Source organism: Nitrosospira briensis C-128 (assembly GCF_000619905.2).
Classification (GTDB): Bacteria; Pseudomonadota; Gammaproteobacteria; order Burkholderiales; family Nitrosomonadaceae; genus Nitrosospira; species Nitrosospira briensis.
Window position 1 is genome coordinate 606,858 of record NZ_CP012371.1, and the last position, 14,888, is coordinate 621,745.

Annotated in this window: 18 protein-coding genes; 5 read left to right on the forward strand and 13 right to left on the reverse strand. The window is 53.0% G+C overall.

Annotation, left to right across the window (positions count from 1 at the left end):
* Window positions 1-213: 213 nt before the first annotated feature.
* Window positions 214-579, forward strand: coding sequence for a hypothetical protein (locus tag F822_RS14805; protein WP_197272877.1), 366 nt, complete (start codon window positions 214-216; stop codon window positions 577-579).
* Window positions 580-707: 128 nt separating this feature from the next.
* Here F822_RS14805 and F822_RS02765 read toward each other — a convergent pair whose 3' ends face one another.
* Window positions 708-1,475, reverse strand: a complete 768-nt coding sequence (locus F822_RS02765; protein WP_025041981.1) for an MBL fold metallo-hydrolase — start codon at window positions 1,473-1,475, stop codon at window positions 708-710.
* On the opposite strand from F822_RS02765, the gene F822_RS02770 reads away from it, so the two are divergent.
* The gene (locus F822_RS02770) at window positions 1,474-1,737 is read left to right on the forward strand and encodes a hypothetical protein (RefSeq protein WP_025041982.1); all 264 of its coding nucleotides are present in this window, start codon (window positions 1,474-1,476) and stop codon (window positions 1,735-1,737) included. The two genes, F822_RS02765 and F822_RS02770, sit on opposite strands and share 2 nt — an antisense overlap.
* 34 nt (window positions 1,738-1,771) lie before the next feature.
* On the opposite strand, the gene F822_RS02775 is transcribed toward F822_RS02770, so the two are convergent.
* The gene (locus tag F822_RS02775; protein WP_025041983.1) at window positions 1,772-4,027 is read right to left on the reverse strand and encodes an EAL domain-containing response regulator; all 2,256 of its coding nucleotides are present in this window, start codon (window positions 4,025-4,027) and stop codon (window positions 1,772-1,774) included.
* A gap of 358 nt (window positions 4,028-4,385) precedes the next feature.
* Window positions 4,386-4,799, reverse strand: a complete 414-nt coding sequence (locus F822_RS02780; RefSeq protein WP_036576682.1) for a hypothetical protein — start codon at window positions 4,797-4,799, stop codon at window positions 4,386-4,388.
* Between the two features lie 22 nt (window positions 4,800-4,821).
* Between F822_RS02780 and F822_RS02785 the strand changes: the two genes are divergently transcribed.
* On the forward strand, window positions 4,822-5,232 hold the full coding sequence (locus tag F822_RS02785; RefSeq protein ID WP_025041985.1) for a phage holin family protein: 411 nt from the start codon (window positions 4,822-4,824) through the stop codon (window positions 5,230-5,232).
* Window positions 5,233-5,464: 232 nt separating this feature from the next.
* Here F822_RS02785 and bioD read toward each other — a convergent pair whose 3' ends face one another.
* Genes bioD through bioB form a run of 5 tightly spaced genes read right to left on the reverse strand, consistent with a single transcriptional unit; the run spans window position 5,465 to window position 10,166 of the window.
* Window positions 5,465-6,133 carry a dethiobiotin synthase gene (gene bioD / locus F822_RS02790; protein WP_025041986.1) on the reverse strand — a complete coding sequence of 223 codons (669 nt, stop codon included), beginning with the start codon at window positions 6,131-6,133 and terminating at the stop codon, window positions 5,465-5,467.
* Window positions 6,134-6,146: 13 nt separating this feature from the next.
* On the reverse strand, window positions 6,147-7,037 hold the full coding sequence (gene bioC, locus F822_RS02795) for a malonyl-ACP O-methyltransferase BioC (RefSeq protein ID WP_025041987.1): 891 nt from the start codon (window positions 7,035-7,037) through the stop codon (window positions 6,147-6,149).
* A gap of 7 nt (window positions 7,038-7,044) precedes the next feature.
* Window positions 7,045-7,851, reverse strand: coding sequence for a pimeloyl-ACP methyl ester esterase BioH (gene bioH / locus F822_RS02800; protein WP_025041988.1), 807 nt, complete (start codon window positions 7,849-7,851; stop codon window positions 7,045-7,047).
* Between the two features lie 55 nt (window positions 7,852-7,906).
* Complete coding sequence (bioF, locus tag F822_RS02805) at window positions 7,907-9,076, reverse strand: 8-amino-7-oxononanoate synthase (RefSeq protein WP_025041989.1); 1,170 nt, start codon at window positions 9,074-9,076, stop codon at window positions 7,907-7,909.
* A 58-nt stretch (window positions 9,077-9,134) separates the two neighbouring features.
* Window positions 9,135-10,166: a biotin synthase BioB gene (bioB, locus tag F822_RS02810; protein ID WP_025041990.1), complete on the reverse strand. Its 1,032-nt coding sequence runs from the start codon at window positions 10,164-10,166 to the stop codon at window positions 9,135-9,137.
* A gap of 331 nt (window positions 10,167-10,497) precedes the next feature.
* Between bioB and F822_RS02815 the strand changes: the two genes are divergently transcribed.
* Together F822_RS02815 and trmL are read left to right on the forward strand one after the other, a co-directional pair.
* Window positions 10,498-11,199, forward strand: a complete 702-nt coding sequence (locus F822_RS02815) for a ComFC family protein (RefSeq protein ID WP_036576686.1) — start codon at window positions 10,498-10,500, stop codon at window positions 11,197-11,199.
* A 13-nt stretch (window positions 11,200-11,212) separates the two neighbouring features.
* Entirely contained in the window at window positions 11,213-11,677 is a 465-nt protein-coding gene (gene trmL / locus F822_RS02820) for a tRNA (uridine(34)/cytosine(34)/5-carboxymethylaminomethyluridine(34)-2'-O)-methyltransferase TrmL (protein ID WP_025041991.1), read from the forward strand.
* A 36-nt stretch (window positions 11,678-11,713) separates the two neighbouring features.
* On the opposite strand, the gene F822_RS02825 is transcribed toward trmL, so the two are convergent.
* The 5 genes from F822_RS02825 to F822_RS02845 form a co-directional block, all read right to left on the reverse strand.
* Complete coding sequence (locus F822_RS02825; protein ID WP_025041992.1) at window positions 11,714-12,715, reverse strand: NAD(P)H-dependent glycerol-3-phosphate dehydrogenase; 1,002 nt, start codon at window positions 12,713-12,715, stop codon at window positions 11,714-11,716.
* Window positions 12,712-13,197: an SH3 domain-containing protein gene (locus tag F822_RS02830; protein WP_025041993.1), complete on the reverse strand. Its 486-nt coding sequence runs from the start codon at window positions 13,195-13,197 to the stop codon at window positions 12,712-12,714. The genes F822_RS02825 and F822_RS02830 overlap by 4 nt, the downstream gene beginning before the upstream one ends.
* Before the next feature lie 2 nt (window positions 13,198-13,199).
* Window positions 13,200-13,691 carry a protein-export chaperone SecB gene (secB, locus tag F822_RS02835; protein WP_025041994.1) on the reverse strand — a complete coding sequence of 164 codons (492 nt, stop codon included), beginning with the start codon at window positions 13,689-13,691 and terminating at the stop codon, window positions 13,200-13,202.
* Window positions 13,692-13,937: 246 nt separating this feature from the next.
* Entirely contained in the window at window positions 13,938-14,195 is a 258-nt protein-coding gene (grxC, locus tag F822_RS02840; RefSeq protein ID WP_025041995.1) for a glutaredoxin 3, read from the reverse strand.
* 10 nt (window positions 14,196-14,205) lie between these two features.
* Window positions 14,206-14,622 carry a rhodanese-like domain-containing protein gene (locus tag F822_RS02845; RefSeq protein ID WP_051536768.1) on the reverse strand — a complete coding sequence of 139 codons (417 nt, stop codon included), beginning with the start codon at window positions 14,620-14,622 and terminating at the stop codon, window positions 14,206-14,208.
* Window positions 14,623-14,888 lie beyond the last annotated feature (266 nt).

Genomic DNA, 14,888 nt, shown 5'->3' on the forward strand with positions numbered 1-14,888 from the left:
AGCCATCCTGAGGATGGCTTTTTTATTGATCAGAAAGTGTACTGAACAAGTAACCTGAGCATCAATCCCCACATCCATTTACGGCACTCGTATCCTGTCCGCGGCTTGGGAGCTAAACGCTTTCGTTACATAATCAAGTTTTATAACCCATTGTTTAGGGAGAATTAGATAATGAGACTCACGTTACTCGCTGCCACCTTGGTGGCGCTCGCCATGACTGCCTGTGGCAAGCCGAACCAGGCACTTCCCGAACAGGAAAAAGAGAATTTCAGCAAAATCATATCGCAACCAGCCGCGCCAGCAGAACCGGAAGCATCCGACTCTGCTGCTGCTAGTGAAATAGAGACTGCAATTGATTCTACAAAAGATGCAGTGGGTGAAACAGTCGATGCTGCAAAAGAAAAGATAGCGGGTACCGTTGATGCCACCAAGAACGCAGCAAGCGACGCCAAGGATGCGTTAAGCGAGAAAGTAGATGCCGCTAAAGATGCAGCCGGCGCCAAGACAGAAGAAGCAACGAATGCTGTGGCGGATACAGCTTCAAACGCGAAAAAAGGCGTCCTGGATGCACTGAAGTGACATCGAAGTAATATGTTCGGTAAAAAAAACCCGCCCTCCGGCTTGAGAAGGGGCGGTTTTTTTATGGTTGTTACAAAACTCTCTCGCTATAAATCAAGAAAAACCCCAGATTCGGATTCAAGCATCACTCAAAACAGCTGGCGCCAGCTAAAGCCATCGCTCTGATCGGCGACACCAATCCAGTCTAATTCACAGTTCAAGGCGCCGCTCAGCATTGTTTGCGCAAGCAGAGGAGTATTGTTTTTTTGGCTCAAATGCGCCGCGATTACGTGTTGAAGGCGACTGCAGTCAAGACTTGCAAGAAGATTCGCTGAGGCAGCGTTCTCGAGATGGCCAAGGCGCCCGCCTACGCGTCGTTTGAGACTTTGCGGATAATTGCCGTTTGCGAGCATCTGTGCATCGTGATTGCATTCCAGCACCAGCGCATGGCAGTGTCTCAAGATTGCCTCGATGTGGGGCGTCGAACACCCGGTATCGGTCAGTACGCCCAGCCGCAATGCACCGTCGCCAAACACGAACTGTGCAGGTTCCTGAGCGTCATGCGGAACCGGATAAGGCTCGATCTCGATATCTCCAATGGAGAAACGCTGGTAGTCCTCTATGATATTAACCCTTGGCAATAACGCAAACGCCTTCCTTGTACTGCGCAAGGTGCCGTGCGTCAACCAGACCGGGGTGCCAAATTTGCGCGCAAACCGCGCTACACCACTGACATGGTCATCGTGCTCGTGAGTAACGACAATTCCATCGATCATGCCGGGCTCGAGGCCAAGCCGCATAAGCCGGATGACGGTTTCCTTCAGCGTAAAACCGCAATCCAGCAGCAACCGGGTATTTGCTACTTCGACTACAAGACCGTTACCTCGTGAACCGCTACCTAAACAGGCAAATCGCATGTTTGATGAGAAAGAAAAAGTTTTGAAAAAATGCAATACAGAGGCATGCAGCCATTCGGTCTTCCGGCATGGCAGTCGATTCCTGGAGTTTCCTGGAATTTATGCAGTTCTCGTTGAAATGGTGCTGGATGCTTGCTATGGGAGGCAATATTCGCCAGGTCGTGCGCGAACGTTACAGTACTGTATAACTGATATCCATTATTCTAAATCCGGCAGTTGGCGCTCATTATTCAGCTTATTTTTCACCCAGCGCCATGGTTGAGCTTTGACGATCTCGCCAAGGTGCGTATCAAGGATTATACGTTAATGGATTGCGCGGGCTTGAGAAGCCTGTTACTACCTGAAAGTAATTCGAATATTTCATCCGGGGGTAGCGGTCGCGCAAAATAGTAACCCTGGATTTCGTCGCACCCGCGCTCACGCAGGAAATCGAGTTGTTCAACCGTTTCCACACCCTCGGCTACAACCCTGACATTAAGACTGTGTGCCATATCGATAATTGCGGTTGTGATTGCAGCGTCCGCGGAATTTGTAGTAATTTCCATAATAAAGGAACGGTCGATTTTCAACACATCGATAGGGAATCGTTTTACATAGGCGAGACTCGAATAACCGGTCCCGAAGTCATCGATCGAAATCTGGACTCCCAGTATTTTCAATCTCTTGAGAATACTGGTTGTTTTTCTGGCATGCATCATCAGCGAACTCTCGGTCAGCTCTAATTCCAGCAAATCAGAATCAATACTGTTCTCTCTCAGCGCTCTTTCTGTTTGTAATTCAAATTCGAGCAATTCCGGATGAACATCGTTCTCCTGCGTCGCCCGAATAACATCCTCGTTGAGTGTGCTCTGCAGGAATTGCCTGCCGGACACGTTGACCGATACCGGGATCTCCCCTGCTCCCGCGCGCCGCCATTCCGCGATCTGCCTACAGGCGCTATCGATAACCCAGGCACCCACCCGATTGATCAATCCGGTTTGCTCGAGGTCCGGTATGAATTCCGCCGGCGCGACGAACCCATACCCTGGCCGCTTCCATCTTATCAATGCTTCCACCCCCGTGATCCGCCCCATGGAAAGCTCGACTTTCGGCTGATAATGCAAAACGAATTCATTTCGGTCGAGGGCCTCCCGCAGTGCATTTTCCTTTTCCAGCTTCTCGATTGCCCGTGCGTTCATTTCTGCCGTAAAGAAACGATAGGTATCCCTGCCCGCGCTTTTCGACCGATACATCGCGGCATCGCCATTTTTGACGAGGGTATCCGCGTCCACGGAATCTGACGGATAAATGCTGATACCGATGCTCGCTGTTACGGTGATTTGATGACCTTGCAATGTAAAAGGTTGGCGTAACGCTTCTCTGATCTTGCTCGCAACCATGCCTGCATCCCCTGAACCGTCAGGAGTAACCAGTATGCAGCCAAACTCATCACCGCCAAGCCGCGCTACCATGTCGGTGATACGCAGGCACTCCGATAAACGATGACTGAACTGGCGCAGCAACTCGTCTCCCAGCGCATGCCCCAATGTGTCGTTTATATTTTTGAAGTTATCGATACCGATAAATAGTAGGGAGATGATGCGGTGATTCATCTCCGCCTGTTTGATGATCTTCTGAAGCGATTCATCAAACAGAATACGATTGGGGAGGTTTGTAAGGGCGTCATAATGCGCAAGCTGTGGTGGCCGGGGGCCCGCCTCCCTGCGAAGCGTGATGTCTTCCATCATCCCCACGACTCGATATACCCCATTCGAATCCTTTATCGGAAAGGTGCGGGAATGCACCCAGCGTATCGTGTTATCCGGTAGGAGCAACCGATAATCATGATCGACTCCACCGTGCGGGAGTGCAGCCGCTTCATGAATGACTCGTTGCCTGTCTTCCGGATGGACTGCCTCGAGAAATTTTTCCGGGGTGTCGGAGCGCGCGATACGCCGGCCAGTCATCTTCTCCCATGCGGGATTAACATAACGAAACGTTTTATCATGGATGTCCCAGATCCAGAAGATTTGAGGGAGGTTGCCGGCAAGCTGATCGAACAGCTCTTCCGTTCCGTTCTGGGAAGCGGTCCGCTCGCTGAGCGTGGCATCAAGACCCGAAATAAATTGTTGCAACTCTTTCTGCAGCAATTTTATTTCCAGAACATCATGGATATGCGTCAATACCTTGAGCCGATCGAAAGGCTTGGTGATAAAGCCTTTCGCACCGGCGCGCAGTGCACGCTCCTTCTGCTCCGGCTGGGCGGTAATCACCAGAACAGGGAGACAACCGCCGGACTCAAGCCGGGATTCAGCGTCCTGCTCTATTTCCGATTCTATCAACCTCAGGCCTTCCATCACCTGGAATCCATCCATTTTTGGCATCATCAAGTCGAGCAGAATGAGATCATATCGATTAGCGCGATGAAGATCGCAAACCTCGAGCGGATCCACCGTCGAAGTCACTGAAGTGTAGCCAGCAGCGGAGAGCATGGCGCGGATCAGTTCGACATTGACTCTCCTGTCGTCGACGATCAGGATGCTGGCATTGAGAATATCGGAAGAAGTCGTCATGGAGCTCTACTTAATGTTTGTCAAAACCATTAACCCGGATGTTTCATAAATTCGCGTGATGATTGCGCAGGATTTTGTTTTGCAGGGAGATTTTGCGAAAGAGTGGCGTAGTTGTTCATATTCATACGCTCGACTGAACGAAATTTTCATACGAAACAAAAGACCAGCAAGGGCACGCGTCAATTTATGAAACATCCGGGTTAACAATGGTTTATCCGTATTGATTGCCCATCTTCGGCTCATCTTAACGTTTGATCATTTGGTTTATGCTCGTCACCTGTCTTCCCTTCGTCCGCATCAGGAAGTTTCATTCGCTTAATGGATCAGGAAAACGCCGATCCCACATACGGAGCAACAGCTACGCGAACGCATCATAGTCCTGTTCATCGTAAGCAACGATACTCGCTGAGAAACATTGAACATGAGCAGGATTGGAACCGGCTTTAGCCAGAAGATGTACTATTGAACATAAGCAGAATTCGTGCCAAATTTTTAAAGGCACTGTTTTCGGGCGTGAGAGGGTTTTTGCAGGAAGACGGGAATATCTATTGTAAAATTTACCGATAAGCAGCCAAGCCAACGTGGAGATGGCATCCTCGTGGAGTTGGCCGTCCAGGCCGGGAACCTTCCAGAGGAGGAGACCCTTTTCCCTGTTTGGAATAGCAAGAAAATCAGTATAAACCGAAAAAAAAATAATTGTAATCTCGTCCAGGCGAATATCGGACTCTCGCTCATCCTCATCCGCCAGTAAAGCGTACGATATACTACCCATCGAATAAATTCCGGACCGATCCATGCTGCACAACATAACTGTATTTCTGGCACACTGGGCAATAATTGCGATCTCGCTATGGCTAACGAGCTTTCTCTTTCACGGCATTTCGTTTACAAGTAAAAAATCTCTGCTTATATCAGCACTGCTGCTAGGTTTTGCCAATGCCGTCATCAGACCCGCCGTCATCGTTTTAACGATTCCATTGACGCTGATCACATTTGGTTTTTTTTTGCTGGTCATCAATGCCCTCATGATGCTTCTGGTATCGGCGCTCGTTCCTGGGTTCAAGATTTCCGGCTTTTGGACGGCATTTTTTGCCAGCATCGTGGTAACGATCATCAGCTTATTCGCAGGTATGCTTATTTTCCCATCAGAAGATATCCTCCTCAATGTTCCCGCCGACCCCGCGCCTCAAGGCATAATGATCTGAGACTGCGGAAGGTGAGTGGATGGGTATGTGCGCATTATCCACCATTCCGAATGAAGTATATGAACGAGGATTCTGGCAGCCTGTCGGATGTGAAGAACCGCAGCAAAAAAGTGACCGGATAAGGGCAGATTTTGAGATTTTGAAGGCTAATAGTTATTCTATTGGCCGAAAAGGCGGCGAAATATAAACCAGCCAGACGCTTTTGCAGCCGATTTCCGACAGGCTGCCAGGCTTACGCTTCTATCCCGCCAACATTCAACAACACCGACAATTTTTCGGCATCGGCACTGGAATCGAATGGCAGCACGCCCAAAAGTGGGCAACCCAACCGCTGCTTCAAGGCGGATACATTCTCATCGCATACGGTCATCTTGGGATCGATCTGGTTCGCCACCCATCCTGCGAGTGGTAGCCCAGTCGCGCGCACAGCCCGGGCGGTCAGCAGCGCATGGCTAAGGCAGCCAAGTTGCATCCCTACCACCAGAATCACCGGCAAACCCAATGCTTTCGCCATGTCGGCGCTGTCTTGATGGTCATTGAGCGGCACGAGAAAACCGCCGATGCCCTCGACAATCACTACATCGGCAATTTTTCCCAGTTCCAGGCAGGCCTGATAGATGATATCGATGTCGATTTCGATGCCCGCCCGAGCCGCCGCGATATGCGGTGCAATCGGTGGGATTAATGCGTAAGGATTTATCTGCTCACGCGGGGCGGTGACATTGCTTGCGGCTGCGAGTAATTCGACATCCATCCATTTACCGTTCTCGCAACCCGCCGCTACCGGCTTCATGCCTATAACAGTGTGGCCCTGGTCCGCAAAAGCATGCAGCAATGCGCAACTGACCAGGGTTTTGCCTACACCCGTACCGGTACCGGTAATGAAATAACCTCGTGACATAAGAAGTCGCCGCTCATGCAAGGCCGAGTTGTCGTCTGAGCTCAGGCGTCACGATGGTTGTCCGCGGCTGGGGTTTCCAGGCATGGCCATAAATCACTTCAAAGGTCGCCGGTAATTTTCCTTCTTTCCGCAGAGTCTCATACTGGCTTATCGCTTTTTGCCACGCGTCTTTCCCGGTTAAACCCCGCCGCCTTCCCTGGGTGACATTATGGGCGCCGATGGCTTTGAGATCGCGCATGACGCCGATCACGTCATCATAAGTCAGCGTAATGTATTCCATATCCATAACGGGCGTAGCGAAACCGTTATGTACCAGCATGTCGCCGATATCGTGCATGTCCGTGAAGCGATTGACATGACTGTAATCATCGGTATGGCGAAATGCCTGGCGCAACTCTTTCAACGTATCCGGCCCAAAGGTGCTGAACATGAACAAGCCGCCGGTTTGCAGGACCCGACGCACCTCGGCAAATGTCTGTTTGATGTCGTTGCACCATTGCAGTGCCAAGTTGGACCACACGAGACCTGCGCACGAATCCGCCAACGGTATCTGCTCCATGTCGCCCACTATATAGCTGGCCCGATGTCCACGCTTGTCTCCCACAGCCCCCAACAATTGCCGCCACCAGGGTACCGCGGGCCGGGCCTGCAAATGCATTGCCGACGCAATGTCGATCGCCAGCAGACGGGCCGCCGGATAACGCATGAGCAACTCGCGCGTGCCGTAGCCGGTGCCGCTGCCGGCATCGAGGATGACATCGGGCTTGTATTTAATGTATGCGAGACGCGCCAGCATACGATCGCAGATTTCACGCTGCAACACCGCCGCCTGGTCGTAATGCGGCGCTGCCCGTCCAAAAGCCTTGCGCATCTGGCGCTTATCGATGTTATGGTCGTAGTTCACTTGGTTTTCAATGCGTACCGGCTACCGGATAAGCCAGCCGAAGCATGCCGGCTACAAATTGCTCGGGATAAGATAAAAACGGCGCATGGCCGCAACCTGGCAGCATGATCAGTTCAGAATTTTGCAACTGCCGGTTCATCCACCTCGCCGCGTCAGGATGTGTGATGACATCATTCTCGCCATGAAAAAGTAAAACCGGCTGCATGATATTCCTGATCCTGTCACGCAAATCGCTCGATAACAGAATCTGTAATCCCGCCTCCAACGCAGCGTCATCCGGTTTACCGCGTTCGAACAAGCTTTTGCGCAACTGCGCCAATGCTGATGCTGTGCCGCTGCCGCCACCGCTGATCTGCAACGTCAGAAATCTTTTCATGGTAACGGAATAGTCCCGCTTCAAATTTTCTGTGAATAATTGCAAGGTAGCGGCCTCCATCCCCCATTGCCAGTCTTTACGTCTGACAAAGCAAGGTGTGGTCGAAATCAACGCAAGTTTTCTGACACGTAATGGTGCTCGCAATGCAAGTTCGATGGCTACCTGTCCGCCCAGCGACCATCCGCAAACAATAAAGCTTGCAGGCAAAACTTCCGCCAGCATCTCAGCCATGCCTTCAAGCGTAGCACTTTGCGAAGCCGATACACGAGCCGGACTGGATCTCCGGCTGAACCCGTGTCCAGGCAAATCGACCAGATGCAAACGGAAATGCCGTGCCAGCTGATCGGATACGTCCCGCCACATACCGCTGTGCATGGCCCATCCGTGCAGCAGAACGATATCGGGACCCGACCCGATAGATTCAATGTGAAGGTTCATCGGTTATGGAATCCGCCATTGAACCCAGGGCCATCGGGAATCGTTATTCGGTACTTCACGACTCGCTATCCAGTTCTCTTAGCGCTGTCCCCAACCGTGCAACATCTTCCATGGTGTGCGTAGCGGACAATGAAATCCGCAGCCGGGCCGCGCCTTGCGGAACGGTAGGCGGACGAATTGCCGGCACCAGAACTCCTCTGTCGCGTAATGCCTCGCTGATCCGCAGGGCTGTTCCGCTTTCGCCTATGAGCAGGGGCTGGATGGCAGTATTCGACGGCAATGGTTTCCAGCGCAACGATTGCATTTCCCGTTTGAGCGCTGCGGTGAGTTGCACCAGGTTCCCGCGCCGCCACTCTTCCCGCTCGATCAACTCCAGGCTGGTGAGCAAGGCATGGGACAATAACGGGGGAGCCGCGGTAGTATAGATGTAGCTTCGCGCATACTGAACCAGGGTTTCGATAACCTCCGCTTCTGCGGCGACAAAAGCACCGAATACGCCTGCCGCCTTGCCGAGAGTCGCCATATAGATAATGCGTGGCGAACGGATATTGAAGTGTGCCGACACTCCCCTCCCCTGCGGACCCAGCACGCCAAACCCGTGTGCATCGTCAAGCAACAACCAGGCGTTGTATTTTTCGCACAACGCCAACAGACTGGCCACCGGAGCGATATCTCCATCCATGCTGAATACCGCATCGGTCAGCACAAGCTTAAGTTTTGCCTGAGATGCCGCGAGTCGACGTTCCAGCACAGCCAGATCAAGGTGCGGATAGCGGATAAACTTCGCACGAGAAAGCAACGCGGCATCGTTGAGCGAAGCATGATTGAGCTTGTCGGCAAATATCGCATCGCCACGTCCCGCCAATGCTGTGATCACCCCTGCATTTGCCATATATCCGGTGGAGAACAGCAATGCCCGGGAAAAGCCCGTGAAGCGCGCCAGCACTTCCTCCAGCGCTTGGTGTGCCGAGAAATGCCCACTGATCAGGTGGGAAGCACCTGCGCCGACGCCATATTTCCGGGCCCCTTCACAGACCGCTTCAATCAACCGTGGATGATCGGCGAGGCCGAGGTAATCATTGCTGCAAAACGAGAGATATTCTTGTCCTTCCACGCAGACCTGCGTGTTTTGCGAGCTCTCCAGCGTCAGGCGGCGACGGTACAGCTTCTCCCTCTCCCGGCCGCGTAGTTGTTCGCGCAGGTGTTCAGCGAGGTCGTTGCGCATCTGGATGGCTTCGCAGCTAAGGGTTCGGGGATCTGCCGGTTTTGTGGATTGGGGAACGCTATATCGAGCTCAGTCCCAGTTTGTCAAATAACGCCTTGTCGCGTTCGGCTTCCGGGTTGCCGGTAGTGAGTAATTTGTCGCCATAGAAAATCGAGTTGGCGCCGGCAAGAAAGCACAGCGCCTGCACCGCATCCGACATCTCCTGTCTACCGGCGGATAGCCTTACCATTGCTTTAGGCATGGTAATACGCGCAGCCGCGATCGTGCGCACGAATTCCAGGGGATCGAGCGCCACAGTGCCATGGAGAGGCGTACCTTCCACTTGTACCAGGTGATTGATGGGAACGGATTCCGGATAGGGATCGAGGTTGGCCAGTTGAGCGATCAGACCAGCGCGGGCATGGCGCGATTCACCCATGCCGACGATACCGCCACAGCATACATTTATGCCCGCACCGCGGACTTTCTGCAAAGTGTCCAGCCTGTCTTCGTAATGACGGGTTGTGATGACTTCCCCATAAAATTCCGGCGCTGTGTCGAGGTTATGGTTATAGTAATCCAGTCCGGCTTGCCTGAGCTGCTCTGCCTGCCCCGGCTTCAGCATGCCCAGCGTGGCACAGGTTTCAAGCCCCAGCGCTTTGACGGCGCTAACCATTTCCGTCATTTTCTCGATGTCTCGCTGCTTGGGCCCGCGCCATGCGGCACCCATGCAAAAGCGGGACGCGCCCTGCGCCTTCGCCGCTGCCGCTGTTGCCACCACCTCGTCAAGACCCAGCATTTCCTGATTCTCGACATCCGTATGGTAACGCGCTGCCTGGGGGCAATAACCACAGTCTTCGGGGCAACCGCCGGTCTTGACCGAAATCAATGTCGAGAGTTGCACTGCGTTGGCATCGTGATGCTGGCGGTGCACCAACTGGGCGCGATGAATCAAATCGTTGAAAGGTAAATCCAGCAATGTCTTGATCCGGGCAACATCCCATCGCGGCGATTCGACTGCCGTGCCGGCAAGCTTGTCAGCGAATTTGCCAGCAGTGTTATCCGGGCATCGTTCCAGATCGACGGTTATGTCGGAAGTAAGCTGGCTCATACCACATCCTTATCACATTATATTTTCGTAAGCGATCGTCCGACTCACTTCGCAACCTGTTGGACTTTAAGGAAATCGGCTGCAAAAGCGTCTGACCGGTTCATATTTCGCCGCTTTTTCGACCAATAGAATAACAATTGGCCTTCAAAATCCGCAAAATCTGCCCTCGCCCAGTCACTTTTTCGCTTCGATTCTTCAAGTCCGACAGGCTGCTAGCTACAATGAACGAAGGAGCGGAAGCGCCGGGCAAGCGCCGAACCGCTCCCATCATTCGGAATGACCTGTATCATTACGGATTGCGGCATTCTTGTCAATTTATTGATAGAAATTTTTGGACAACAGATTAAATATTGTGCAGGCGTTATTCAAGAATAATTGCCTGCTCTGCGGCGCCAGCGCCAAGGGCGACTTTTGTGCATCTTGCCGGAACAGTTTGCCTCATTCGCCACCCCGGCATTGTGTCGTATGTGCACTACCCTTGATGGAATCTCGTATTTGCGGTGCCTGCCTCGCAAATCCGCCGGCGTTCGACCATAGCGTGGCGGCGATGAGTTATGCTTTTCCGGTGGATGCACTTTTACATTCGCTAAGATACCAGGCGAACCTTGCCATGGCTTCCGTGCTGGCCGATTTGCTGACAGCGCGGATTGATCCTGATGCACTACCGGACTTCATCGTACCGATGCCGCTGCATCCCGCCAGATTGCGCGAGAGAGGCTTCAATCAGGCACTCGAAATTGCACGGGGCGTATCGAGAAAATTAGGCGTCGCGTTACTGCCAGGTATCTGCCGACGCATCAAAGATACGCCATCCCAGACCGGGCTGCCATGGAAAGAACGCGAAAAAAATATTCGTAACGCATTCTCATGCGAGGCTGATCTCGGAGGCAAGCGCGTCGCCATGCTGGACGATGTCATGACTACCGGCGCAACATTGAATGAACTGGCAAAGGCACTGCGCAAAAGCGGCGCTGCGCATGTCAGTGGATGGGTGGTGGCGAGAACGCTTTCCAGCCACGATAAAATTCCATGATTCCCGAACTGGAATGATAGACGTAATCCTGTACCAGCCTGAAATCCCGCCCAACACCGGCAATATTATCCGGCTGTGCGCCAATACCGGTGCAAAGCTGCATCTCATCCAACCCCTGGGCTTTACCCTGGAAGATAAGCAGTTATTGCGCGCCGGACTGGATTACCATGAATTTGCCAGCATAACGGTTCATGCAAGCTGGAAAGCGTGCGCGGAGCAACTGCGGGGCCGTCGCCTTTTTGCTGCCTCTACCAAGGGAAAACAGCGCTATGACCTGGCTTCGTTTGAGAGCGGAGATGCATTTCTTTTCGGCGCGGAGAGCCGTGGACTGCCGGCTGAAATACTGGAGAGTTTCCCCGAACGACACCGCATCCGTATTCCCATGGCATCCGGCAGCCGCAGTCTCAATTTGTCCAATACGGTTGCGATAGTCGTCTATGAAGCCTGGCGCCAGATCGGCTTCGGAAAAACCCTATAAAACCTGGACCAAGGAGTCTACCAGCCCTGCGCTGGCTCAATAATTTTCGGTCTTCGGCTCGCGGTTGAGCAGCGCTTCCACCGCCTCTCTTGCCGGCACACCATCATGAAGTATGCTGCATACCGCTTTCGTGATCGGCATCTCAATTTTCAATTCCTGGCTGAGCCGCAATACTTCCCCCGCTGTATGAACTCCCTCGGCGGTATGCCCTAATTCCCGCAGTATTGCCGGTAACGGGCGCCCCGCTGCAAGTGCGAGCCCTACTCGCCGGTTGCGCGACAGATCGCCGGTGCAGGTCAGTATCAGGTCGCCCAGGCCGGTCAACCCCATAAACGTTTCCATGCGGCCGCCGAGTTTCAGGCCCAGGCGGGCAATCTCCGCCAGACCTCGCGTAATCAACGCTGCCCGGGCATTGTAGCCAAGTGCGAGGCCGTCGCAAATTCCTGCGGCAATCGATATCACGTTCTTGACTGCCCCACCCGTTTCCACACCAACGATATCGCTGCATGAATAAACGCGCAACCTCGCAGTGTGTAATTGGGCCGCGATCCGCCGTGAAAACTCCACATCATGAGATGCCAAAGTCAAGGCGGCGGGAAGCCCCTGCGCGACTTCCTGCGCAAAACTGGGACCTGACAATACCCCGCAAGGCGCTATACCACCGTATTCTTCCTCCGCAACCTGATGAGGAAGCTTTGCGGATCGGGCCTCGAATCCCTTGCACCCCCATACGACCGGCACGGGCTTTCCACAGGCGGCGATTCCGCGTAGCGTCCCGCGCAGCCCGGAAACCGGAACGACGATCAGGGCGAGTTCCGCCGCTTCAACGGCCACATCGAGAGCTGACGTCAACCGCAGAGAATCGGGCAAGGAAAAAGCGGGGAAATAACGTCTGTTGACACGCTCGGAAGCAAGCTCGGCAACATGCTGCGGATCCCTGGACCATAAAGTGACTTGGTGAGCGGAGTTGGAATTCGCACTGAGACTGATCGCCAGGGAGGTTCCCCAGGCGCCCGCGCCCAAAACGGCTATTCTCATGAACCCCAGACCTGGTTTGCTCTGACGTAACCGTTCTGGCCATCGCGATGGCGCACCCTGACCCAACCGTTGGCTGCCGACTCGAGCCATTCCATGATAACGCCTTGCTGCGCCTGGAAAACAAGCGGCGAACTCGCATTCGCAGCCTGATACACCTCTGCGAGGGGGACAGTAACGATGACATGGCGTTTTTCGCTCAATGCTTTTGCTTCTACCCAGGCAAGGGTACCTTCGCTATCGCGAATCTTGACCCAGCCTTCGACCTTCACCACGGCCTCTACCGGCAGATCACGGCTGGCAGCGTATAGCTTGACGGCCTTGAGTGAGGGTGCGTCATACATGATGACAGCATCATCGTTTATCGAGAAAAACTCAAACGCCGCAATGGCGGATGCCGGAAATGCCAGCACGACAATGCATAGTTGCGCCAGCGCCCGCTTCAGCAGGACCATTCTCAATAATCCGGCACACGCATATTTCATATCTAATGCGTTATTTTTTGTGTTTCTTCCGCCTTTTCCACCTTCTCTGCCGTTACCGAGTTCTGCTCGGCCTGCTGTTTACCCTGATAGTAAAGCGCTTCAAAATTGACAGGGCTTAGAATCACGGCGTGAAATCCGGCACGGGTAACAATGTCGGAAACCACTTCACGCAAGTAAGGGAAAAGAATATTAGGACACGCGATGCCCAGCACGGCATCCATTTCACCTTCGGGCACATGGCGAATCTGAAAAATGCCCGCTTGCTGCACCTCCACCAGAAACATCGTTTTCTCCTTGACTTTCGCGGTGGCGGTTATCGTCAGCAATACTTCATACATACCTTCATCGATGCGCTCACTCTTGGTATGCAATTGAATGTTGACCTCGGGCGTTTCGCGATCAAGAAAAATCCGTGGCGCGTTAGGTATCTCGAGGGACAAGTCCCTGACGTAGATTTTTTCAATGCTGAAAACCGGTTGCTGCGGGTCGCTCATATGGGGTCCATGGGATAATCAAAAGGATAATCAAAAAAGATAATCGAAAATATCTGTTAGCGTAAGGCATGCTCGCTGCAGGGATACAGATTCAAGAACCTCGAGCAGGCCTCAGCTTCAACCGCGCGTGACAGAAATTTGCCTCGGCCGAGAATCCCGCCAGAATGCGTTCCGCCCAATTTGAACCGAGGCTTGGACGCTCACTTTACCAAGGCTCAGTTCACTTTGTTTTTTCTATCGCGCCGCTCAGGCTGCAAGAAGCTTTACCAACCCATCAGTGCGGTCAAGCTTCGCGAGGTCATCGTATCCGCCTACATGAGTGTCGCCTATGTAAATTTGCGGGACGGTACGGCGTCCCGTTTTTTCCATCATCTCGGCACGCCGTGCAGGGTCCTGATCGATACGAATTTTTTCTATTTCCGTCACCCCTCGGGCACGCAACATTCGCTCCGCCATTATGCAGTACGGGCAAAAAGCCGTGGAATACATGACTACCCTCGTCATTAGCCCCCCTTTATTTTTTTACTACCGGTAAGTTTGCCTGCCGCCATGCATCGATGCCGCCCGTAAGGTTATATACGTGCGTAAAACCATTACTGCGCAAGATAGAACGAGATTTGCCCGACGAATTCGTCCCGGTGCGATGTATTAATACAATCGGCTTGTCCTTGAATTTCTCAAGCTCCGAGAGGCGCTGCTCAAGTTTATCCGAAGGAATATGCTTTGAATTGGGTAAATGGCCCGCTTCGTATTCACTACCTTCGCGCACGTCCAACGCCAACCCTTCCTTGTAATTGATCATTTGAACCGCTACCAGCGTGTCCACCTCGCCGCCGGAGCGGCGCGTCAGCATCGGCCACAACAGCATGCCGCCACTTGCGAGAGCAGCCACGATAAGCGCAATATTGTTTTGCAAGAATGACACGTCCATACTCCTTGATATACTTGACCGTGGATTTTATCAGAGACGGGAACATTGAGGAATTCTCTTGTTCCGCGAATAAAGAAGTGTGCGTACCCATGACTGCTCGGCGCAGAGGCCGGCAGGACGATCAAGGTATGGCGCCATGCATTGGTAAATTGGTGCGGGGTGGCAGTTTATCTCGTCCTGGAAAACCACTGGCGCTCAAGGTATTCAGGTTGAACCCCTCTCCCATGCTGCGGCCGTGCCCGAAATACATTAAAATACTATAGCAT